At 52.0% G+C, this 21693-nt stretch carries 19 protein-coding genes, 1 pseudogene and 1 other annotated feature; of the genes and pseudogenes, 5 read left to right on the forward strand and 15 right to left on the reverse strand.

Annotated features, from left to right (window positions below; genetic code table 11):
- Positions 1–27 precede the first annotated feature (27 nt).
- The 9 genes and pseudogenes from CCE92_RS00930 to CCE92_RS00970 form a co-directional block, all read right to left on the reverse strand.
- Positions 28–1338: a competence protein CoiA gene (locus tag CCE92_RS00930; RefSeq protein ID WP_088005661.1), complete on the reverse strand. Its 1311-nt coding sequence runs from the start codon at positions 1336–1338 to the stop codon at positions 28–30.
- Positions 1280–1936: an adaptor protein MecA gene (mecA, locus tag CCE92_RS00935; protein WP_088005662.1), complete on the reverse strand. Its 657-nt coding sequence runs from the start codon at positions 1934–1936 to the stop codon at positions 1280–1282. The genes CCE92_RS00930 and mecA overlap by 59 nt, the downstream gene beginning before the upstream one ends.
- 295 nt (positions 1937–2231) lie before the next feature.
- On the reverse strand, positions 2232–2627 hold the full coding sequence (spxA, locus tag CCE92_RS00940) for a transcriptional regulator SpxA (RefSeq protein WP_164474933.1): 396 nt from the start codon (positions 2625–2627) through the stop codon (positions 2232–2234).
- Positions 2628–2990: 363 nt separating this feature from the next.
- Positions 2991–4198, reverse strand: a pseudogene (locus CCE92_RS00945) (putative glycoside hydrolase).
- Positions 4199–4306: 108 nt separating this feature from the next.
- The gene (gene oppF / locus CCE92_RS00950) at positions 4307–5245 is read right to left on the reverse strand and encodes an oligopeptide ABC transporter ATP-binding protein OppF (protein WP_088005663.1); all 939 of its coding nucleotides are present in this window, start codon (positions 5243–5245) and stop codon (positions 4307–4309) included.
- Positions 5238–6299, reverse strand: a complete 1062-nt coding sequence (locus CCE92_RS00955; RefSeq protein WP_088005664.1) for an ABC transporter ATP-binding protein — start codon at positions 6297–6299, stop codon at positions 5238–5240. Before CCE92_RS00955 ends, oppF begins: the two co-directional genes overlap by 8 nt.
- Before the next feature lie 17 nt (positions 6300–6316).
- Positions 6317–7336 carry an oligopeptide ABC transporter permease gene (gene opp3C, locus CCE92_RS00960; RefSeq protein ID WP_088005665.1) on the reverse strand — a complete coding sequence of 340 codons (1020 nt, stop codon included), beginning with the start codon at positions 7334–7336 and terminating at the stop codon, positions 6317–6319.
- A complete protein-coding gene (opp3b, locus tag CCE92_RS00965) occupies positions 7336–8271 on the reverse strand; it encodes an oligopeptide ABC transporter permease (RefSeq protein WP_088005666.1) in 936 nt (311 codons plus the stop codon). Before opp3b ends, opp3C begins: the two co-directional genes overlap by 1 nt.
- Before the next feature lie 183 nt (positions 8272–8454).
- A complete protein-coding gene (locus tag CCE92_RS00970) occupies positions 8455–10221 on the reverse strand; it encodes a peptide ABC transporter substrate-binding protein (protein WP_088005667.1) in 1767 nt (588 codons plus the stop codon).
- A gap of 241 nt (positions 10222–10462) precedes the next feature.
- On the opposite strand from CCE92_RS00970, the gene CCE92_RS00975 reads away from it, so the two are divergent.
- Positions 10463–10804 carry a DUF3899 domain-containing protein gene (locus CCE92_RS00975; protein ID WP_088005668.1) on the forward strand — a complete coding sequence of 114 codons (342 nt, stop codon included), beginning with the start codon at positions 10463–10465 and terminating at the stop codon, positions 10802–10804.
- 51 nt (positions 10805–10855) lie between these two features.
- Positions 10856–11068 (forward strand) — a binding site (T-box leader).
- Between the two features lie 46 nt (positions 11069–11114).
- A complete protein-coding gene (gene trpS / locus CCE92_RS00980; RefSeq protein ID WP_088005669.1) occupies positions 11115–12104 on the forward strand; it encodes a tryptophan--tRNA ligase in 990 nt (329 codons plus the stop codon).
- 49 nt (positions 12105–12153) lie between these two features.
- Here the strand turns inward: trpS and fabF are convergent, their stop codons facing one another.
- Positions 12154–13395, reverse strand: a complete 1242-nt coding sequence (gene fabF, locus CCE92_RS00985; RefSeq protein ID WP_088005714.1) for a beta-ketoacyl-ACP synthase II — start codon at positions 13393–13395, stop codon at positions 12154–12156.
- A gap of 26 nt (positions 13396–13421) precedes the next feature.
- Positions 13422–14357 carry a beta-ketoacyl-ACP synthase III gene (locus tag CCE92_RS00990; RefSeq protein ID WP_088005670.1) on the reverse strand — a complete coding sequence of 312 codons (936 nt, stop codon included), beginning with the start codon at positions 14355–14357 and terminating at the stop codon, positions 13422–13424.
- A 188-nt stretch (positions 14358–14545) separates the two neighbouring features.
- Between CCE92_RS00990 and CCE92_RS00995 the strand changes: the two genes are divergently transcribed.
- Positions 14546–14734, forward strand: a complete 189-nt coding sequence (locus CCE92_RS00995; RefSeq protein WP_088005671.1) for a YjzD family protein — start codon at positions 14546–14548, stop codon at positions 14732–14734.
- Between the two features lie 40 nt (positions 14735–14774).
- Here the strand turns inward: CCE92_RS00995 and CCE92_RS01000 are convergent, their stop codons facing one another.
- The 3 genes from CCE92_RS01000 to CCE92_RS01010 all read right to left on the reverse strand — a co-directional run bounded on the left by CCE92_RS01000 (position 14775) and on the right by CCE92_RS01010 (position 18238).
- On the reverse strand, positions 14775–16898 hold the full coding sequence (locus tag CCE92_RS01000) for an ATP-dependent Clp protease ATP-binding subunit (RefSeq protein ID WP_420913215.1): 2124 nt from the start codon (positions 16896–16898) through the stop codon (positions 14775–14777).
- A gap of 171 nt (positions 16899–17069) precedes the next feature.
- Positions 17070–17378, reverse strand: coding sequence for a metal-sulfur cluster assembly factor (locus CCE92_RS01005; RefSeq protein WP_088005672.1), 309 nt, complete (start codon positions 17376–17378; stop codon positions 17070–17072).
- Positions 17379–17449: 71 nt separating this feature from the next.
- Positions 17450–18238, reverse strand: coding sequence for an alpha/beta fold hydrolase (locus CCE92_RS01010; RefSeq protein ID WP_088005673.1), 789 nt, complete (start codon positions 18236–18238; stop codon positions 17450–17452).
- A 127-nt stretch (positions 18239–18365) separates the two neighbouring features.
- Here CCE92_RS01010 and CCE92_RS01015 point away from each other — a divergent pair, with 127 nt between their 5' ends.
- Both CCE92_RS01015 and fakB read left to right on the forward strand, forming a co-directional pair.
- Positions 18366–19172: a Cof-type HAD-IIB family hydrolase gene (locus tag CCE92_RS01015; protein ID WP_088005674.1), complete on the forward strand. Its 807-nt coding sequence runs from the start codon at positions 18366–18368 to the stop codon at positions 19170–19172.
- Positions 19173–19191: 19 nt separating this feature from the next.
- On the forward strand, positions 19192–20043 hold the full coding sequence (gene fakB / locus CCE92_RS01020; protein ID WP_088005675.1) for a fatty acid kinase binding subunit FakB: 852 nt from the start codon (positions 19192–19194) through the stop codon (positions 20041–20043).
- 58 nt (positions 20044–20101) lie between these two features.
- Here fakB and CCE92_RS01025 read toward each other — a convergent pair whose 3' ends face one another.
- Positions 20102–21598 carry an alpha-amylase family glycosyl hydrolase gene (locus CCE92_RS01025; protein WP_241535814.1) on the reverse strand — a complete coding sequence of 499 codons (1497 nt, stop codon included), beginning with the start codon at positions 21596–21598 and terminating at the stop codon, positions 20102–20104.
- Positions 21599–21693 lie beyond the last annotated feature (95 nt).

Raw genomic sequence — 21693 nt, forward strand, 5'->3', positions numbered from 1 at the left:
TTTTCTTTTTCCAGTTTCATTCCTCTTTTATTTTCTCAACGTTCCTACTGTTTTGCAACTTTCAGCATAAAGCCGGCTGATGGCTTCCTCGCGTGTTGGTGCGTGACCGGCAAGGCGGCAAAGTTTTTTATAGCGACGCATCACGCCAGAGAGCGCTTCCGCACCGGTGCGCCCGCCATCAAACACCCGGGCAGGCAGCCGGGCAGGGTCGAAGGCTGCCCTTTGGGCCAGGAGCTGCCACTCCACCAGATGGCAGCGAAATAGCGCTCCGGCTTCAATCGGTATCCCGACGGACCATGGCAGATTTTTCGGATCATAGCCGAGCCGGTACATTGTCCGCCAGACCGGATTGGAAATGCTCTTTCCTTTATAGCTCTGCGATCGGAAAAATTTATCCCGCTCCGCTTCAAACAGCTGAAACAGCTCCGTGAATTCCGGCTTTGTCAGCCGCTTCGGCCGGGCGAAAGGATACACTTGATCGTTCAGAGGCAGCGTCTTCACTTTTCCTGCCCATTGTGTCGCAGAAATGCGATACAAATTGGACACGTAAGTGAATAAAGCGGTTTCAGGATCAAAGAACAGGATTTCTCCTTGCCGGGTTGCTGCTTCCTGTTCAAATGCTTTCAGCCTGACGAGCCGGATGCCTTCTTCCTGAGGAGCAGGTGTTCCGAAGAGCCATACCGGATGAAATCCGGCCGCTTCATACTGGTTTGTCCGTCTTGCGATTTCCTCTTTGGTGATGGGGCTGCACTGGTACTCGAGTATATCGGAATCTTGGACTTGGATGTCGGCACGCTGAGCAATGGAAGGGATAAAAACTTCAAGGCGGACCGGGATACCCCGCTCCTGGAAAAAACCGTAAAGTCTGCTTTTGCCTGCAAGATGTCTTGGGGATTCGGGTTCACTGTAGATGGAACATGAAGAAAAATGACGGTGAGCGAAATGGGGGGTTCTCACGCTGCCTGCTTTCAGGATAAGCTGTCCGAAGCACTGAGGACACGAAAAGGATTGTTTTTCCCTCAGCACTCTGAGGTGTGCCGGTTCCATGGAATTACATATGGTGAACAGCTGTCCGTTGGAAGTTCGGGCGACCAGTATAGGGATCACTCCTTTCCTTTCCAGTATAATTTTCCGTATCCGAATGCACAATGAGGCGAATTTGTGAAGAGTGGCAATTTTCCGCCGCTTGTCAGCGGAACAGCTATCCTCGCCGGCGGAATAGGGACTGCATGGCGAAAAAAGGAACAACAAAAAACCTCCTTCAGCAGGAAGGAGGTTTTCAGCCGAAATAATGTCCGATATTTTCAAGTGCCCGGTCTTTGAATATTTCCTGGCCATATTCCTGAAGGCGATGTACCGTTGTCATCGAACCTTCCAGGTGCTCGGAAATGATGCTGACGTAATTCTGGATATCCTCATCGGAGTGCAGAATTTCATCGAATGCCACATAAAGATAGTAGCTGCCTTCGAAGAAATAAAGCTGGGAATCCAGCTGGACATACTTCAAGTTCTTGGCAACCGGGACCAGTTCTTCCACTTCCGACAGGGAGAACGTATAATCCAGCCGGCCTGCGGTATGCTGATCGAATACCGGATCATATCCATCTGCACTGAAATCAGTGCCGTCTTCACCCATGAACATCTTTCTCCGCTCTTCCAGTTCGCCTGGAATGTCCATTTTCTGGCCGTCTTTTGTAAGCTGCGCTTTCGTAACTGTCACTTCAAGCCCTTTATCCATCGCCTGAACTTGGATCCACAGCGGTCCTTCCAGCTCGAAATCCGCTTCTTCGTGGACCTCGTCCATCATTTCCCAAAAGAGCTCTTCACTTTTTTCTTTATTGAACCATATCTCATCGCGCGTAAATCCTCGTTCTTCAACATCGACATAGGAAATGTAAAACTTTACTGTATTATCATTTATGCGCTCAATGTCCATTTTACATCTCTCCTCTCGAAATGGACTGGAAGAATCATTCTCCTAATCCGGGCTTTGAAATCCATCTATTCTTACCCTTCCCCATTTCAAGGCAATAAAATCATCACACGGGAAAGTAAAGTGAGTTTAACTTAAATAGGGTGCAGATGCAACTAAAAAAACCAGGAATGGGTTCTTCAATCGCTATCGTAAAAGAATACCGCATTGCCACCAAATCCGAAAAAGGATAGAAAAAAGCCGCCGGATTTATCGTTATGTGTTTTCAACGGATCCGGTCAGCTTTTGCATTTCTATTCTAATTCACCATGCGCTGTGCTTCGAGCAGCTGGTAAGCCCGCACTTTCCGCGGCAGGAACCGGCGGATTTCATCTTCATTGTATCCGACCTGCAGCCGCTTTTCGTCCATGATGATCGGACGGCGGAGCAATCCTGGATGCTCTTGAATCAGCTCATACAGACGCTGTAAAGGAAGCGATTCGAGATCGACATTCAGCTTCTGGAAAATTTTCGAACGGGTTGAAATGATTTCATCCGTCCCATCTTCCGTCATCCGGAGGATCTCTTTAATCTCACTGATAGTCAGCGGTTCAGAAAAGATGTTCCGTTCTGTATATGGAATATCGTGTTCTTCCAGCCACGCTTTCGCTTTTCTGCATGAGGTACAACTTGGTGAAGTAAACAATGTTACGATCACTGCGGACACTTCCTTTCGGATTCGGCGAAAATATGAACTATTTTCAAATTAGAATCACTTTAATTTAGAAGGCTAAACTCATTATACAACATACGTTCTCGTTTTCATATACAATGGTCATAAAAAATGTGACATTTTATTGTTGCGCTTACATAAGCAATACATCCCAATGAAACTCTTCTTCTAGTATGGTATTAATTTACCCTTCCCTTTTAAAAACTAAACTCTATTTTAGAGACAAAATTATTCTCATTTAGCCCGATTAAGCTGAAAAAGAATCCTTTACTGAATTATACGTTTGACAGCCTGAAAAGTTTCAGGAACCTCAAAAAAACCGCTCCGATTAAAGAGCGGTTTTCTTTATTCCGGCGTGTAATCCACGCCAGGCGTATAGCTGTTTCCGGCATTCCACAAAAGGAACTCCTCTATGCCGTTATCGTTCAGCGCGCGGATTTGGGCTTCCACTTCCTCTTTACCGTAGACTTTGTAATTCCCGTCTCCGAGATAAGAAGCGGTGAAGTCCTGGATCCAAGGACGGGAAACGGGTGGGGTCTCAAGCGTTTCCATGCGCTTGTTCTCGACTTTTGCATACTCTGCGACAAGCTCATAAGGATGCAGATCCGGTTTTTCAAGACCGAAGTACGGTCCCCAATGGCTCGGGTAGATCATAGCGGAGATTACATCGACATTCTCGGAGATTTTCGAGAAATTCTGTCCGATATTCGGCGCGGCAGGAATGGTCGCCGCATAGCCGAAAATATCGACGGAGACATCGACGTCATACGGCTCCAGTTTCTTCTCAGCATAGTCAACAAAATCAGTGACCGCCTGCACACGGGCTTGCACCGGATCTTCCATATCGGCATATTCGCCCATCTCAAAATTCAGGTTGTCGGCCAGGTAACCGAATCCTTCCGGAAAACGGACGTAATCGAACTGGATTTCCTGGAACCCCATTTTTGCCGCTTCAATCGCGATCTGCACATTGTAATCCCATACTTCCTTCATGAACGGACTTACGAACGCTTCTCCGCGTCCGTTTTTGTATACTTCTCCGCTGTCGTATGTGTAAGAGAGGTCCGGCCTTTTCTCGGCAAGCTCGGTGTCCTTGAACACGACGACACGGGCAATCGGATAGATCTGCTTTTCTTCCATTTCCTCGAGCAGCCGCGCGGGTCTCCGATATAGGGACGGCCGATTCCATAATCAGCGAGCGGTGAATCCGCTTTCGGTTCGTACGTCAAATTCCCGAAATCATCTTTTACATCAATGACCATGGCATTCAGATCAGTCGATCCGACATATTCTGCAAGCTGGTCGAAACGGGCTCCGCCAGCAGAGTGGCCTGTCAGGAATATTCCCCTTACCGCGTCCGGGTACTCAAAATCCAAACCTGAGTCGTAAAAAAACAATTCGGTGGACGCGACCAGTTCAGGATCAATAGAAGCCATACTGTATGTACGGGTTGAAAATTCCTCCTGGTTCTGCTGCTCTTCAGCGCTTACGGCTGGAACAGCGGTCAGAGTGAAAGCAGCAGCAGCGAAGGTAAGTTGTTTCAGCCACTTCATTCTTTGCAGCACCTCTTCTCTATAGTTCCTTCCATTTTAACAAGCTCTCCGCCGGATTGAAAGCAAAAAAAAGGTGACGCCCGAATAAGCGTCACCTCTTTCATCCTGTTATACAGTTGCCATTTCTTGCTGTATCGATTTGAATTCCCGTTCCGAGCAGAGGACGAAGTGGCCAGGAGTCACTTCACGCATCGAGAGTTCCTCGCCTTCTTCGTAATTATGCGAAGCCGGGTCATATGCCTTTCTCACCCGGTTCCGTTCATAATCCGGATCCGGCAGCGGAATCGCGGAAAGGAGCGATTGCGTGTATGGATGCAGCGGATTTTTGTACAGTTCATCCGCCGGTGCCAATTCGACGAGTTTACCGAAGTACATGACACCGATCCGATCGGAGATGTATTTGACCATCGACAAGTCGTGTGCGATGAACAGGTACGTCAGCCCTTTTTCTTCTTGCAGTTCTTTCAGGAGATTGACGACCTGCGCCTGAATCGACACATCGAGCGCGGAAATCGGCTCATCGGCGATGATGAATTCAGGATCGACCGCAAGGGCACGCGCGATTCCGAGGCGCTGGCGCTGTCCGCCTGAGAACTCGTGCGGATAGCGGTTTGCATGTTCTTTGCTGAGACCGACCGTTTCGAGCAGATCATGGACCATTTCTCTGCGATCCGTCTGATTTTTCGCCAATCCATGGATGTCAATGCCCTCGGCGATGATATCCATCACTTTCATTCTTGGATTGAGTGACGCATACGGATCCTGGAAAATCATCTGCATTTTCCTGTTGAATTTCTTCAAGTCCTTTTTGGATTTTTTCCCGTGTACGTCTTCGCCATTGAAGAACACTTCTCCGCCTGTCGCATTGTACAGGCGGATGATGGTGCGCCCGGTCGTCGATTTTCCGCAGCCGGACTCCCCAACGAGTCCTAGGGTTTCACCTTTATAAATGTCGAACGTAATATCATCTACAGCACGAACTTCATTCGCTTTGCCTTGATTAAAATACTGCTTGAGATTCCGTATTTCAAGGAGTTTCTCAGACATTCACTTTGCCTCCTTCATAATAGCGGCTGCCCGGGAAGCTCTTCATCCGTTCAATGATCGTACCCGGCGGCTCCACGTTAGGTGCATCCGGATGAAGGAGCCAAGTTGCGGCATAGTGGGTATCGCTCACTTTGAAGAACGGCGGCGGCTCTTCCAGGTCGATCGCCAGTGCATAGTCGCTTCTCAGGGCGAACGCGTCCCCTTTAGGCGGTGACAGAAGGTCCGGCGGTGTGCCTGGAATAGCATATAGTTTCTCATCATCCGTATCCGTGGACGGCATCGAACTCAGCAATCCCCATGTGTATGGGTGCTGCGGGTTATAAAAGATTTCATCCACCGTGCCGATTTCCACGATCTTTCCTCCGTACATGACCGCAACGCGGTCCGCCACATTCGCTACGACACCGAGGTCATGCGTGATGAAAATGATCGATGTATCGATTTTCTTCTGAAGATCCTTCATCAGCTCCAGGATCTGAGCTTGGATCGTTACGTCAAGGGCCGTTGTCGGCTCATCCGCAATCAGGATCTTCGGATTGCAGGCAAGCGCGATGGCAATGACAATCCGCTGGCGCTGACCACCCGAGAACTGATGCGGATACTGTTTCATCCGCTGTTCCGGATTCGGCATACCAACCATGCGGAGCAGGTCGATGGCAATCCTTTTCGCTTCCGCTTTCCCGATTTTCTGGTGTTTCAGGAGCGGCTCGGTAATCTGCTTGCCGATCGGCATTGTCGGATTCAAGGAAGTCATCGGATCCTGGAAGATCATTGAGATGTCCTTCCCGCGTATTTTCTGCATTTCTTTATCTTTCAATTTTGTCAGATCCCGGCCGTCGAAAAGGATTTCCCCGTTTTTAAATACAGCGGAATTTTCCGGCAGCAGGCGCATAATTGACTTTGTCGTCACGGATTTACCTGAACCGGACTCCCCGACGATTGCGAGCGTTTCCCCTTTATACAAATCGAAATTCACACCACGGATCGCTTTCACTTCACCCGCAAATGTATTGAAGGAAAGCTCAAGGTCTTTTACTTCCAGAATTTTTTCCATTGTCTGCTTTCCTCCTATCAGTCTTTCATTTTCGGATCGAGCGCGTCGCGCAGTCCGTCACCGATCAAGTTGAACGCAATCATGATGATGCTCAGCACAATTGCGGGATACCAAAGGATATGAGGCTGGAACTCGATCAGTTTATATCCATCGTTGATGAGAGTTCCAAGTGAAGCCGCCGGTGCCTGGAGACCAAGCCCGATGAAGCTCAGGAACGCCTCGAAGAAGATTGCCGTCGGAATCGTGAACATCGTGTTAATGATAACGATTCCAAGAATATTCGGAAGCAAGTGCTTCGAAATGATCCGGTAGTTGCTTGCACCCAACGTTCTGGAGGCTAGGACGAATTCCTGGTTTTTGAATTTCAGGATCTGGCCGCGGACAACCCGCGACATACCAATCCACCCTGTGATGGTCAGTGCGATGATGATCGCAGTGATTCCAGGGTCCATGACCATGATCATCAGGATGACGACGACCAAGTTTGGAATACCGATCAGAATTTCAACGATCCGCTGCAGGACGTCATCGATGCGGCCGCCAAAGTAACCGGAAATCCCGCCATAGATGACGCCGATTCCCATATCGATGATAGCAGCAGCAAACGCGATGAACAGGGATACTTGCGTCCCTTGCCAAACCCGGCTGAACATGTCGCGGCCGAGACCGTCCGTACCGAACCAGTAATCGACTTCGACATTTTTCATTTCATATAAGTCTACTTCCTGTCCGCCCAATACTCCGACGCCATCGAACAGCGGAATGAATTCCAGACCGGAAATTTTCGGCGGCAGATTCGCATGGATGAGTTCCTGATCAGTCGCATTATGAGGACTGATGACAGGGCCGAGGAAAGCCATGGCGACGACCAGCAGGAATACGACCAGGGAGACGACCGCTCCGGTATTCTTGCGGAGACGGCGCCAGGCATCCTGCCAGAAATTCAAACTTGGTTTTGCTATTTTTTCTGCCTGCGACGGGTCGATGGTCACCCGCTCGAACGCATTTTTCGGCAGCTGCTCTTGATGCTGTGTCATTATTCTTTACCTCCAGACAAACGGATCCGCGGGTCGATGATTCCGTACAGAATATCCACCACGAGAATGATGAAAATCAGGAACGCCGAGAAGAACAATGTCGTTCCCATGATGACTGCAAAGTCGTTGACCATGATCGCTTTTACGAACTGTTCACCGATTCCCGGGATTGCGAAAATTTTCTCGATGACGAGGGAACCGGTCAGAATTGCGACGGCCAGCGGGCCGAGGACAGTGACGAGCGGGATGAGCGCATTGCGGAAAGCGTGCTTGAACGCTACTTCTCCCCGGCTCGCGCCTTTCGCCTTCGCAAGTGTGATGTAATCGGAACTAAGTACTTCAATCATCTCCGTCCGGATAAAACGGGCTGCAACGGCCAGCGGAGACATGGCGAGTGCAATCGTTGGCAGCACACTGGACATGAAACCGTCATCCCAGAGAGCGACCGGGAACCATCCGAGTTTCATGGCAAGCGAATACTGGAGCATTGTAGCAAAAACGAACGACGGGATGGAAATGCCCAGGATCGCGGTAAAGGTGCTTGTATAGTCGATCCAGCTGTTTTGACGAAGGGCAGCGATCATCCCGAGAAGGATTCCGATAACAGTGCCGACAAGCATGGCCTGGAAACCGATCTGGAATGACGGTCCGAGTCTGTCAAGGATGAGCTGGGTTACAGGCACTCCCATGAACTGGTTGATGGAAACTCCAAGATCGCCCTGGAAGATTCCGGTGATGTAATCAAAGTACTGTACCGGCAGTGGTCTGTCTAGCCCGTACTTAGCTAGCACAATTGCCTCTTGCTCTGCGGTGAGTTTAGACGCGGCGGCTAACGGGGAGCCTGGCAGGATTTTCATCAAGAAAAACGTGGCTGTCGCGATCAGGTATAGCGTGATCAGCATATAAATCAGCCGCTTTCCAATATACTTTAACATTGTTGCACCTCCTGAAAGATTACTTCTATTATACAAGCATTCCTTTTGTTTAAAAAGGCTGTTCTCGTCATTTTCTAAATTTAAGTTCAAAAAGTGTAATCTTCAGTGAACTTTTTCCCATCAAAAAAAGAGTATACCGCGCAATACAGCGATATACTCTCTTTTTTGATTCTTAACAGGTTCTTACTCTTTACCGTCGATGTACGCCCACTGGTAGCTGTAGTCGCTTCCGAATGGATGTGAAACGAGGTTATGCACATATGGCTTCTGGAGTGACATTGTTCCGCGCTGATAGATCGGAGCGATTCCAGCGTCTTCCAGGAGAATTCTTTCTGCTTCAGCCATTGCTTCCCAGCGTGCTGCCGGATCCAGAGCAAGTTCAGTTTTAGCAGCTTCAACAAGCGCATCGAATTCTGGGTTCGAGTAGCTCATTTTGTTGTGAGCGCCATCAGTGACGAACAGGTCGATGAATGTCATCGGATCCTGATAGTCAGGAGCCCATCCAGCGTTCTGGATATCGTAGTCCTGAGCTTCATCCGCTTCGAGACGTACAGCGAATGGAACCTGGCGGAGTTCGATAGTCAGACCTGGCAGGTTTTCTTCAAGCTGTGCTTTCAGGTACTCGTCCATTTTCTTAGCGAGTTCCGAGTCACCGCCGAGGAGTTCGAGCGTGATTTCTTCTACGCCGAGTTCTTCAAGGCCAGCTTCCCAAGCTTCAAGCGCCGCTTCAGGATCGTAGCCGAGAACGTCACCGTTGATATCACGGAAGTCTTCCCCTTCTTCATTGAACGCGAAATCAGTCGGCACCAGGTAATCTGCAGGGAGGGATCCGTTTGCAAGGATGACGTCAGTCAAGTCCTGCTTGTTGAAGCCCATTGCGATCGCCTGACGGATGTTTTCATTTGCAAGCGGAGTCGGTTCACCGTTGCGCTCCTGGTTGAACTTCAGGTAGAACAAAGTCGGCTCAAGTTCAGTGATCAGGTTCGGGTCGTTTGCGTACTGCATCGCAAATTCACCAGAGAGTCCAGTACGGTCTTTTTCACCAGACTGGTAAAGGTTGATTGCAGTCGAAGTTTCCTTAACAACATCGAATTTGATTTCGTCAAGGTTCACTGTGTCTGCATTCCAGTAGTTTTCGTTCTTCGCCAGTGACCAGCTCAGGCCAGTTCCATCCCAGTTCTCGAGAGTGAACGGTCCGTTGTAGAGAAGAGCGTCAGAGTTGGATGCGAACGCATCGCCCTGTGCTTCTACGAATTCCTGGTTAAGCGGGAAGAACAATGGGAATGACATGAGTGATTCGAAGTATGGAGTCGGACGCTCCAGCTGAACTTCGAGAGTCTTGTCGTCGATAGCAGTGACGCCGAGCTCGCTTGGCTCCAATTCGCCGGCTGCGATTTCAGAAGCGTTCGCAATGACACCTGACATCATGTATGGACCGTAAGAAGATCCAGTTGCAGGGTCGATGCTGCGCTGCCAAGAATAAACGAAGTCTTGCGCTGTGACAGGTGTACCATCTGACCACACTGCATCGTCACGGAGCTTGAACGTGTAAGTCAGTCCGTCTTCGCTGATTGTTGCAGGTTCAGCCGCAACTGCCGGTACCGGCACATTGTCCGGGCTCAGGCGGTAGAGGCCTTCGTTTACGTTACCAAGGATATTGAAAGATACTGCGTCTGTAGAAAGTGATGTATCGAGCGACGGGATTTCCGCGCCTTCCATCAGGTTGAGCACCTGCGGCTCGTCGAGCTCAGGCACTTCTTCAGCAGGAACGAATTCAGTCGCCTCTTCTTCAGGCGCTTCTTCTGCCGGCTCTTCTTCATCGACTGGCTCTTCGACATCTGTCTCTTCTACATCTTCTTCAGGCGCTGCCGCATCGTCGCCACAGGCGGCGAGGAACATGCCAAGAACAAGAACCAGACCGAGAAGCCAAAAAATCTTGCTGCTTTTCACTTAGTTGACCCCCTTAAATTTTCTGAAAAATTGGTACAAGGTTAATTATACATATTCTGTTTTCGATGTACAGTCTTTTCAGGAAAAAAATTTAAATCAAAATAATTTATAGTTCACATTTTTGTCATAAAAGTCACTTAATTGTTACGTAAAATCCCGTGTGATGAGTAAATACAAACAGGATTTGCTTTGATTTTCACTCCGTTATCTTCTACAATAAGATGAAAAAGAGGTGCATCATTTGAAGAAAATAGCAATTGGCGCCGCCATTGTCCAAATCCTCATTTTCGTCACGATCGCCCTTCGGGATGAGCCGTTCTCCCTGCTGTCCTATATTAACACTTCTTTCATATTCGGCGGGATCCTCACATTTATCGGCGCCACGATCTACGTGGTCCAGAGCGGATTCTTCGATATCTTCACCATCAGCATACGGAAAGCTTTCCATGTCCGCTCCACTTTTGATCGTGATGAGATGCGGGCACCATCCGAGCTTCTTTCCATTCCGTTCATCCCGGTCCTGTCCATCGGATCCTTTACCATCCTTCTCATGGGCGTCGCGCTGTTTTCCTACTATCAGTAAGGGCTTCACAGGATGCCGCCGATGCTATATAATTTTCTGTATCAGTAAGGACCATCAGCAACGATGAAGAGTAGTACGCGGAGCAGCTTCCAGCAGAGAGCCTGTGGCAGGTGGAAACAGGCGCAGCACTCCGCCGAATGGACTTCGGAGCTGGGCCGGTGAACGCCATGTAGCCGGTCCCGTCACTTCCGCGTTAAGGAACAGAGCGGCCGGCAACGGCAATCAGGGTGGTACCGCGGAACCAGCACATCATTCGTCCCTTTCCATACGGGATGGATGATGTGCTTTATTTAGTTGGGAGGAAAAGGGAATGAAACGGATTTTTTCAGGAGTCCAGCCGACAGGTACTGTCACACTCGGCAACTACATCGGGGCTTTCAAACAGTTTACAGAACTTCAGCACGACTATGATTGCGTCTTCTGCATCGTGGACCAGCATGCGATCACGATGCCGCAGGACCGCCTGGCATTGCGGAAGAACATCAAATCCCTCGCAGCGCTTTATCTGGCAGTCGGAATCGATCCGGAAAAATCGATCCTGTTCGTCCAGTCGGAAGTGCCCGCACACGCGCAGGCGGGCTGGATGATGACGTGCATCGCGCATATCGGGGAACTTGAACGGATGACCCAATACAAGGACAAATCCGCCGGCAGCCAGGGCGTATCGGCCGGACTCCTCACCTACCCGCCGCTCATGGCGGCGGATATCCTGCTTTACCAGACGGATATCGTACCGGTCGGAGACGATCAGAAGCAGCATCTTGAACTGACACGCGACTTGGCCGAACGGTTCAACAGCCGGTTCAATGATATCCTGACCGTACCGGAGATCCGGCTGCCCGAAAACGGCGCGCGGATCATGGCCCTTCAGGATCCCCTGAAGAAGATGAGCAAGTCCGATCCGAATAAAAAATCGACCATCACCCTGCTCGATGACTTGAAGACGATCGAGAAAAAAATCAAGAGCGCGGTGACCGATTCCGGAACTGACGTCCGATTCGATAAGGAAGAAAAACCGGGGATTTCAAATCTTCTTACCATCGAAGCGGCACTTACCGGCCAGCCGGTCAAAGAACTGGAAACGAAATACGAAGGGGCGAGTTACGGGGATTTCAAGGCCTCTGTCGCCAAAGCGGTGACCGACCACCTCGCCCCTATCCAGGAACGGTACCATGAACTTGTCGAGTCCGATGAACTGGACCGGATCCTGGATGAAGGAGCTGAGAAAGCCGCGCGGATTGCGAATAAGACACTCCGTAAAATGGAGAACGGCATGGGACTCGGCCGGAAACGAAAATAAAACAGGACAGCCCGTGCCGGATGAACGGCACGGGCTGTTTTTCTGTATTTTATGCTTCCGCTTTTTTGAACACAAGTGACGCGTTATGGCCACCGAATCCGAGCGAATTGCTCATCACGAAATCAAGTTCCTTCTCACGCGCGCTGTTGGCGACGTAATCCAAATCGCATTCCGGATCGGGTTCAGCCAAGTTGATCGTCGGCGGCATGATCCCTTCTTTAAGAGCCAGTACAGAGAACACAGCTTCGATGCCGCCGGCTGCTCCGAGCAAATGGCCTGTCATTGACTTCGTCGAACTCATACCGAGCCGGTACGCATGTTCGCCGAACACTTCCTTGACCGCCATCGTCTCATAAAGATCGTTATAAGCTGTACTCGTCCCGTGGGCATTGATGTAGCCGATCTGTTCCGGTCCGATGCCCGCATCCTCGATCGCCTGGGCCATGGCACGGGCTGCTCCTTCTCCGCCCGGCGCAGGTGCTGTGATATGGTGAGCATCGCCGGTTGAACCGTAGCCGATGATTTCGCCGTATATTTTTGCCCCACGCGCTTTCGCATGGTCATACTCTTCCAGGATCAGGATGCCTGCCCCTTCAGCGATGACGAATCCGTCCCGGTTCTTATCGAACGGCCGGGAAGCGCTGTCAGGGTCGGCATTGGTTGTCAGCGCCGTATTCGAACTGAAACCGGCGACAGCCAGGCGGGTGATCGGCGCTTCCGCTCCCCCTGTGATCATGACATCGGCATCGCCCCGCTGGATCACTTTAAAAGCGTCGCCAATGGAATTGGTACCTGAAGCGCAGGCTGTCACGGTACAGGAATTGATCCCTTTCGCACCGAAATAGATGGATACCTGTCCGGATGCCATGTCCGGGATGATCATCGGCACGAAGAACGGGCTTGTCCGCCGGTACCCGCGTTCGTTCAAAATGTCATGCTGCTTCTCGATCGTTTCCATCCCGCCGATTCCGGAACCGATCCACACACCCGTGCGGAGCGCGGTCTCCTCATCGAGCTCGAGAGAAGCATCTTTCATTGCCATAATGGAAGCCGCAAGTGCGTAATGCGTGAAGCGGTCCATTTTCCGGGCTTCTTTCCGTTCAATGTAATCTTCGATATTGAAATCCTTTACTTCCGCTGACACTTTCGCAGGGAATTCAGCCGGATCCAGCCGACTGAGCGGGCCGATCCCCGATTTCCCTGCCTTCACCGATTCCCACGATTCTTCGGCGGAATTCCCGACCGGCGATACCGCACCGATCCCTGTTATCACTACACGACGATTCGTCATTTCGTTTCCGTCCTTTCGCATACCGATTATTTACCCCATCTCATGGCGATGGCCCCCCATGTGAGCCCGCCTCCGAAACCGACCATGACAATCAAATCATCATCGCGGATTTTTCCCTTTTCCAATTCCTCAACAAGCGAAATCGGAATGGATGCAGAAGATGTATTCCCGTATTTATGGACTGTTTTGGACATTTTATGTTCCGGCAGTTCGAGCCGGTTCCGGGAAGATTCCATGATGCGGATATTCGCCTGGTGAGGAACCAGCAGGTCGATGTCCTCTTTTGTCAGCCCGGCTTTTTTTAAGACATTTTCAGCTGATTCCCCCATCTGGCGGACAGCGAACTTGAACACTTCGCGGCCGTTCATGGCAATGTAAGGCCCGTCCTGGAACAGGTACTTCCCGCCGCGCCCGTCTGTCCCCAGCTCAATCGACAGGATGCCGCGCCCTTCCGACACTTCACTGACCACCGCAGCGCCGGCACCGTCACCGAACAGCACAGCCGTGTTCCGGTCTTCCCAGTCCGTAATTTTGGACAGTTTCTCAACGCCTACCACGAGAATGTGGGAATAGACGCCGCCTTCGATGAATTGCTTGGCGGTCGCGAGCCCGTACATGAAACCGGCACAGGCGGCAGACAGATCCATAGCTGCCGCGTTCACCGCGCCAACTTCCTGCTGGATCATGCTGGCGACTGAAGGAAAGCCTTTGTCCGGCGTGACCGTCGCGACGAGAATCATACCGATTTCCGCAGGATCCACTCCTGCGCCCGCAATCGCCGTTTTTGCCGCTTCGATGGCCATGCGGGAAGTATCGACTTCATCAGACGCAATCCGCCGTTCTTCGATTCCGGTTCTTGTGCGGATCCACTCGTCCGTCGTATCCATCCGCTGCTCGAGTTCATGGTTGGTCACAATTTGTTCAGGCAAGTATCTGCCGATTCCGATGATTCCTGCATTCATAAGAATGACCTCTTTTCGTTAACATCAATTACTATTACCTGGTACCAATTCTACTCCACTGACCGGCCGATTTCAACTGTCTGACATACTTTCGCCACATTCCAGCCGGAATGACTGAACTTTCCTTATAGGCGGTTTCCTGTTATGCTAAACTACAGTTAGTCTATTAATGCAGAGGTGAATTCCGAATGGCCTACCTGATGACTTTCATCTGGTCAGCATTGCTGATCTCGATGGTGAATTACGTTGTTAGCGCAATTCAAGGAACAGATATGAATCTGGTGCTCGGTCTGATCATATCGGTTGGCGTCTCCCTGCTGATTTTCGCGCTGGACGCCATCATGCCGGGTGATCTGAAACCCGAAAAGCATCATTAAGATGTTAAAACCCCGGAAGCTCACCGCTTCCGGGGTTTTGTCATTTCTGTTCTGCATGGAGACGGCCGTCTTTCATTGTCAACATCAGTTCACTGCCTTCTGAAATGCCGCCTTTGATCAGTTCACGAGCGACCAGCGTTTCAATTTCCCGCTGGATGAACCGCTTGAGCGGTCTCGCGCCGAATACCGGATCCGTCCCTGCTTCAACAATATGCCGGATGACGGAATCGTCGACCGTCAGGCGGATTCCCTGCTGACTGACGCGGCTGATCAGCTCTCCCGTCATTTTTTTGGCGATGCCATAGAAATGTGCATTGCCGAGGGCATGGAAAATGATGATGTCATCGATCCGGTTCAGCAGTTCCGGCCGGAAATGCTTCCGCAGTTCCACCATGACGACATCTTCGGCCTCATGACTGCCGGCTTCTGAAATAAACGAAGATCCGATATTGGAAGTCATGATGACGACTGTGTTCGAGAAATTCACGAGCCTGCCCTGACTGTCCGTGATCCGGCCGTCATCCAAAATCTGCAGGAGGATGTTCGCGACGTCCGGATGGGCTTTTTCGATCTCATCGAGAAGCACGACCGAATACGGGTTGCGGCGCACCGCTTCTGTCAGCTGACCGCCTTCCTCAAATCCGATGTAGCCGGGAGGCGCGCCGACGAGCCGTGAAACGCTGTGTTTTTCCATGTACTCCGACATGTCGATCCGGATGAAATGGTCTTCGGAATCGAATAGATTAGCAGCAAGTGCTTTCGCCAGTTCCGTTTTGCCGACGCCGGTCGGACCAAGGAAAATGAACGAACCGATCGGCTTATTCGGATCCTTGATGCCGGCGCGCGCACGCCACACTGCCTCCGTCACCAGCTGGACCGCATTGTCCTGACCGATGACGCGCTCTTTCAGCGTATCGTTCAGGCGCAGCAGCTTTTCCCGCTCCCCTTCCACGAGTTTTGTCACCGGAATGCCGGTCCAGCGGGCCACGATATGGGCAATTTCTTCTTCAGTCACTTCTTCCCGAAGCAGCCGCTGTCCGCCTTCTTGCTGAAGGGCCGTCTCCAGCTGCTGCAGCTCTTTTTCCAGCTGCGGAATCTTCCCGTGGCGCAGTTCCGCAGCCCGGTTCAAATCGTACTTGCTTTCCGCGTCCTCCAGTTGACGGCGGGCTGTGTCCAGATTTTCCCGCTTGTCCTGGATCGTCTTCAGCGCGCTTTTCTCTTCCTGCCACTGCGCTTTCATCGTATCTGCCGTCCCACGGAGCGAACGGATCTCTTCCTGGAGCTGGGTGAGCCGCTTCTGGCTCGCTGCATCTTTCTCTTTGATCAGTGCCTGTTCCTCGATTTCCAATTGCATAAGCCGTCGGGTCGCTTCATCCAGTTCCTGCGGCATCGAGTCGATTTCCGTCCGGATCAGCGCGCATGCTTCATCCACCAGGTCGATCGCTTTATCGGGCAAAAACCGCTCTGTGATGTACCGGTCTGATAAAGAGGCTGCCGCGATGATGGCCCGGTCATGGATCCGCACACCATGATGCAATTCGAACCGTTCCTTCAGTCCGCGGAGGATGGAGACCGAATCTTCCACAGAAGGCTCCCGGACCATCACTTGCTGGAAACGGCGTTCAAGCGCAGGATCTTTCTCGATATTCATCCGGTACTCGTCAAGCGTCGTGGCCCCGATGCAGTGGAGCTCACCGCGCGCCAGCATCGGCTTCAGCATGTTCCCTGCATCCATCGCACCTTCCGTCTTGCCCGCGCCGACAATCGTATGGATTTCATCGATGAACAGGATGATCTGTCCGGCGGAGTCTTTCACTTCCTTCAGGACGCCTTTGAGCCGCTCTTCGAATTCGCCGCGGTACTTCGCTCCGGCAATCAATGCGCTCATATCCAATTCGTACAGGATATGGTCCTTCAGTCCTTCCGGCACATCGTTCTTCACAATCCGCTGGGCGAGCCCTTCCACGATCGCCGTCTTGCCGACTCCGGGCTCCCCGATCAGCACCGGATTGTTTTTCGTTTTGCGGGACAGGATCCGGATGACATTGCGGATTTCCTGATCCCGGCCGATGACCGGATCCATCTTTCCGGACTTCGCCTGCTCGATCAGATTCCGTCCGTACTGTTCAAGCGGTGATTTCTGTTCTTCATTGATATTCATCATGAGAGGTCCCTCCATCTGCAAGTTTGACCTTATTTGACTTTTATTATAAGCACTCTTTCTTTCTTTTGCAAACAGGAACAGCTCTCCGGGACGCAGCGGCCGGGGCATTTTTCTCCACAAAAAAAGACCGGAAACAGAGGGGATCCCTCCATTTCCGGGCTTGAGATTCTATTATCGGACGCCGAGCGCCATCTTCGCATAGCGGGACATCTTATCTTTCGACCATGCCGGCTGCCAGACGATATCAACCTGCACATCTTCCACTTCCGGCAATTCTTTCAGCGATGTCTTGACCATATCGACGATCATCGGTCCCATCGGACAGCCGAGAGATGTCAGCGTCATCGTGACGGTCGCTTTTCCTTCTTCATCCAGCTCCACGTCATATACAAGACCGAGATTGACGATATCGATGCCAAGCTCGGGGTCGATCACTTGTTCAAGAGCACCCATCATGCTGTCGCGCATTTCCTGATCCATTCGAGATCCCTCCCTTTTCGTATATAACCAGTTTATCAAATTCCTCTATGAAATAAAATCAGAGAGCTCCCCTACGGATTCTGGTGAGTTCCCTGCTTTATGAGATGCCTGCCGAGCCAGTCCGCTGCTGCGAGCATGCCGGCACGGGAAACCGCATGTCCCGCCTGGCGGTCGCGGATGAACCGGATCCGTTCGGGATAGTCGGCATAATCCTCCATGAGCTGCTCGATGAATGCGGACGTCGGTTCGAATGGGACGGTCGCATCCTGCTCACCATGCCAGAAAAAGACCGGACGGCCAGCCAGCTTCTGCCGGTCTTTCGTCAAATCGAACTGCTCGAGCGATTTCAGCATCGCAGCCCGTTCATCTGGAGTGAGCGGCAGCTTGAAGCCGCGCGACTCGAACTGCTCCATCTGGGCTTCCGCGAATTCCACGTAACCGGCTGAACCCATCATGATCGACGCCGCGCTGATCCATGGATAAACCGCAAGCGCCCCCAAGGCTGTGATGCCGCCCATCGACGTTCCCGCCACACCGATTTTCCCGTCGGTCAGCCTTTTGTCGGTCAAGTGCTGTTTGATCTCCGCCAATTCATCAATCGACGTCAGGATGATTTCCCAGAACCGGAGGCTCTGCTGCACTTCATCGATCGGTTCTGTCCGGTCACCGTGCAGGAGCGCATCCGGCAGGATGGTGCGGATCCCTTTATCCGCCAATTGATAGGCGTAGTGCAGGTTGTGCTCTTTCGCGCTAGTAAAGCCGTGCAGAAAAATGACGGTCGGAAGAGGTTCGCTGAACCGCTCTTCCGGGCCGGTCATGATCAGCGGCAATTTCCCCCACTGCTGTTTCTGTATCTTCATCAAATTGCCCACTCCTTTCTTCCATTTTAACGGCATTGGATGAAAAGTGCATCCCGCACCGGTAGTTTTTGACGGAATGCCCCTATTATCGCTAAACTGGAAAGTAGAGAGAAAGGGGATTTCCGACATGGAACAGCATTTGATAGTCCTCGATTTGGACGGAACACTGTTGACAGACGAAAAAGTCATTTCAGAAAAGACGAAACAGACACTGGCAGACGCGATGGAAGCCGGACATGAAGTGATGATCGCGACCGGACGGCCGTACCGGGCAAGCAGCCTTTATTACGGAGAACTCAGCTTGAGGACGCCGATCGTCAACTTCAATGGCGCCTTTGTGCACCATCCGACCGACCGCCGTTGGGGTGTCCATCATTCGCCGATCAGCCTGGATGTCGTGCATGAAGTCGTCGAGTCGCTCCACGATTTCGATTTTCATAACGTGGTGGCGGAAGTCATGGACGATGTGTATGTCCACTACCACGACGAGCAGCTGCTGAACATTTTCAAGTTCGGTGATCCGGCCATCACAACAGGTGATTTGCGGGAATACTTGAAAGCGGATCCGACGTCCATGCTGATCCACGCGCCTGTGGAAAAAGTGCCGCTCATCCACGAACACCTCGATGCTGTGCACGCCGAAGCGATCGATCACCGCCGCTGGGGAGCGCCATGGCATGTCATCGAAATTGTCCGGAGCGGGATGAATAAGGCGGTCGGCATCGACCGCGTCGCCAAATCACTCGATATCCCCCGCAGCCGCATCATTGCGTTCGGTGATGAAGACAACGACCTGGAAATGATCGAGTATGCCGGGACCGGAGTCGCGATGGGCAATGCCATCGGTCCATTGAAGTCGCTTGCGGATGAAGTCACACTTTCCAATAATGAAGACGGAATCGCTGCTGTGCTGAAAGAACGCCTGAAACTATAAGAGAGCCGGAGGGGTCATGATGAAACTATTCGCAGACAGTGCATGTGATTTATCAAAGCCGTTTTTTGAAACAAACGGTGTCGGGCTGTTCCCGCTCCGGGTACATATCGGAGACCAGGAATATAAAGATGTCCTGACCATCGATTCCAAGCAGGTGTACGAAGAGATCCGCAACGGCCATCATCCGAAGACATCGCAGGCCTCGCCTGAAGAAATGATGGCCGCCTTCGAAGAATTGGCGGCAGCGGATGAAGAAGGCCTCTACATCGCGTTTTCTTCCGAGCTGTCGGGGACGTACAGCACCGCCGTCATGGTCGCGGAGCAAGTCCGCGAAGAGCATCCCGGCCTGAAGCTGACGATCATCGACACAAAATGTGCTTCCCTCGGTTATGGGCTGATTGTGGAAGAAGCGGCCCGGATGCAGCAGGAAGGAAAGCCGGCCGAAGAAATCATTGCCCGTGTCCGTTTCATGGCGGAACATATGGAGCACTTGTTCACCGTGGAAGACCTCGACTACATGGCACGCGGCGGAAGGGTGTCCAAAACGAGCGCATTCGTGGGCGGCCTGCTGAACATCAAGCCGCTCCTGCACGTGGAAGACGGAAAGCTCGTGCCGCTGGAAAAACTCCGGGGCCGCAAAAAAGTGCTGAAACGCATGCTTGATGTGATGGAAGAACGCGGAGACAGGCTGGGCGAGCAGCGCATCGCGCTCAGTCACGGCGATGATGAGCCGTTCGCGCTCGAGATGAAGCAGCTCATCGAAGAGAGGTTCCATCCCCTCGACATCGAAATCCACCTCATCGGCTCCGCTGTCGGTGCGCATGCCGGTCCGGGAACTTTGGCACTGTTTTTCCTGAATAAACTTGAATAACAAGGCAAATTGAAAGCCGCCCGGAAAATCAGGGAAACTGATTTTCCGGGCGGCCTTTTCATTTTTCAGCCGGCTTCTGCTGCCGGCCTTTCCGCCAGACGAGCCATAGGAATCCGGCGAACAGGACGAACACAAGCGCCAGCGCAATAAAGTAGCCGGCATTCAGTCCGCGTTCTTCCGTCACGTGATAAGCTTCCGCAAGTTCACGGTTCAGCGTGATGCGGTATACCCCGTCATCCCCCTGGCGGACCACATCGTTCTCGAACAGTCCGCGCATCTCCATCCCTTCTCCGATCGCTTCAGCCGGAATGGCCAGATGCTGCGTTTCGGATGTGTTGTTGATGGCGATGATCCATGATTCTTCATCGTTATACCTCTTGTACACCAGCCAGCCATCATCGGCCGCCAGCACTTCCAACTCGCCGGTCCGGAGCGCTTCCGAATCGTTGCGGAGCGACGACCAGTCCCTGATTTTATTGATCAGCTCTTCATCCACCCGCAAATTCAGGAGCGGATGGGATTCCGGCGGTCCGGCTCCGTTCACGGCAATCTCGGATCCGTACTGGATCACCGGGATGCCCGGCATGGTCAAAAGCTGGGCCATCACAAGTTTCCAGCGGGTCGGCGGGAACATGTTCTCTTCTGCCGAATCCAGCGTGAACCGGGAACTGTCGAGCGAATCGATGCGGATCAGGTGTCCGGCACTTTCCTGCATCAGTTCGGCCAGTGCCGCGGTGTCTGTATCGGTCGTCCGGTAAGCATCCCGGAGTATGGCTTCCGCGCCGGGCAGGACGGCCGCATCCAGCCCTTCCACCGGTTCCATTTCGCTGTCGCCGATCAAGTACAGCGGCCGGATGTTCTCAAGCGCTTCGGCAAAATTCCGGATGAACCCGGAATCGAGGACATCCGTGTCCTGAAGGCGCAGACCGTCGACCGGGAATTTCTGGACAAAATCCGCAAACACTTCAGTGAGCGCTTCCTGCACTTCCGGGTTGGCCGTATCGAGTGCGAATGTGCCGTCGCTGTTCTCCGTCACCCACTCCGGATGTTCGGTAACCCATTCATGTTCACTGCTGAGGGATTGTGTCGGCACGTCGACCATCAGCCGGATTCCCCGTTCGTGCGCTTCACTGATCAGCGTCTTCAACTCCGCTTCCGTGCCGAAATGCCGTTCAAGCTTCCTGTAGTCGATGACTGTGCGGCCGTCATACGTCTCAGTCGAGAACACCGGACCGATCGACAGCATCGTGAACCCCATTTTTTCCACGTGATCCAGCTCTTCAATCAAGCCGTTGAAGTCGCCGCCATGGAAAGCGGTCTCAAGCTGGGTATCGACATCGAAGTCGTTCTCGATAGTTTTATTGAAAAAACGGTCAGTCAATGTATCATATATCGTTTCGTCATTCAGTGTCCGCTCTTCTTCCGCCATGACCGGCGGGATAGCGGTCAGAAGCACCAGCCCGGCAATGACGCCGGCCATCCATTTTCTGACCATGTCTGACTCCCCTTTCAGATGGCGGTATTCTTCACCGTCATTTTTCATTTTAGCAAACACATCGCGGGCTCCTGAGTACACTCCATGAACTTTCCGTGAACAGACGGCACAGATAGGAAACGGAACCAGCAAAAAAACAGGCGCGGGGCGCCTGT

The organism is Indiicoccus explosivorum (genome assembly GCF_002167005.1).
In the GTDB taxonomy this organism is placed as follows: domain Bacteria; phylum Bacillota; class Bacilli; order Bacillales_A; family Planococcaceae; genus Indiicoccus; species Indiicoccus explosivorum.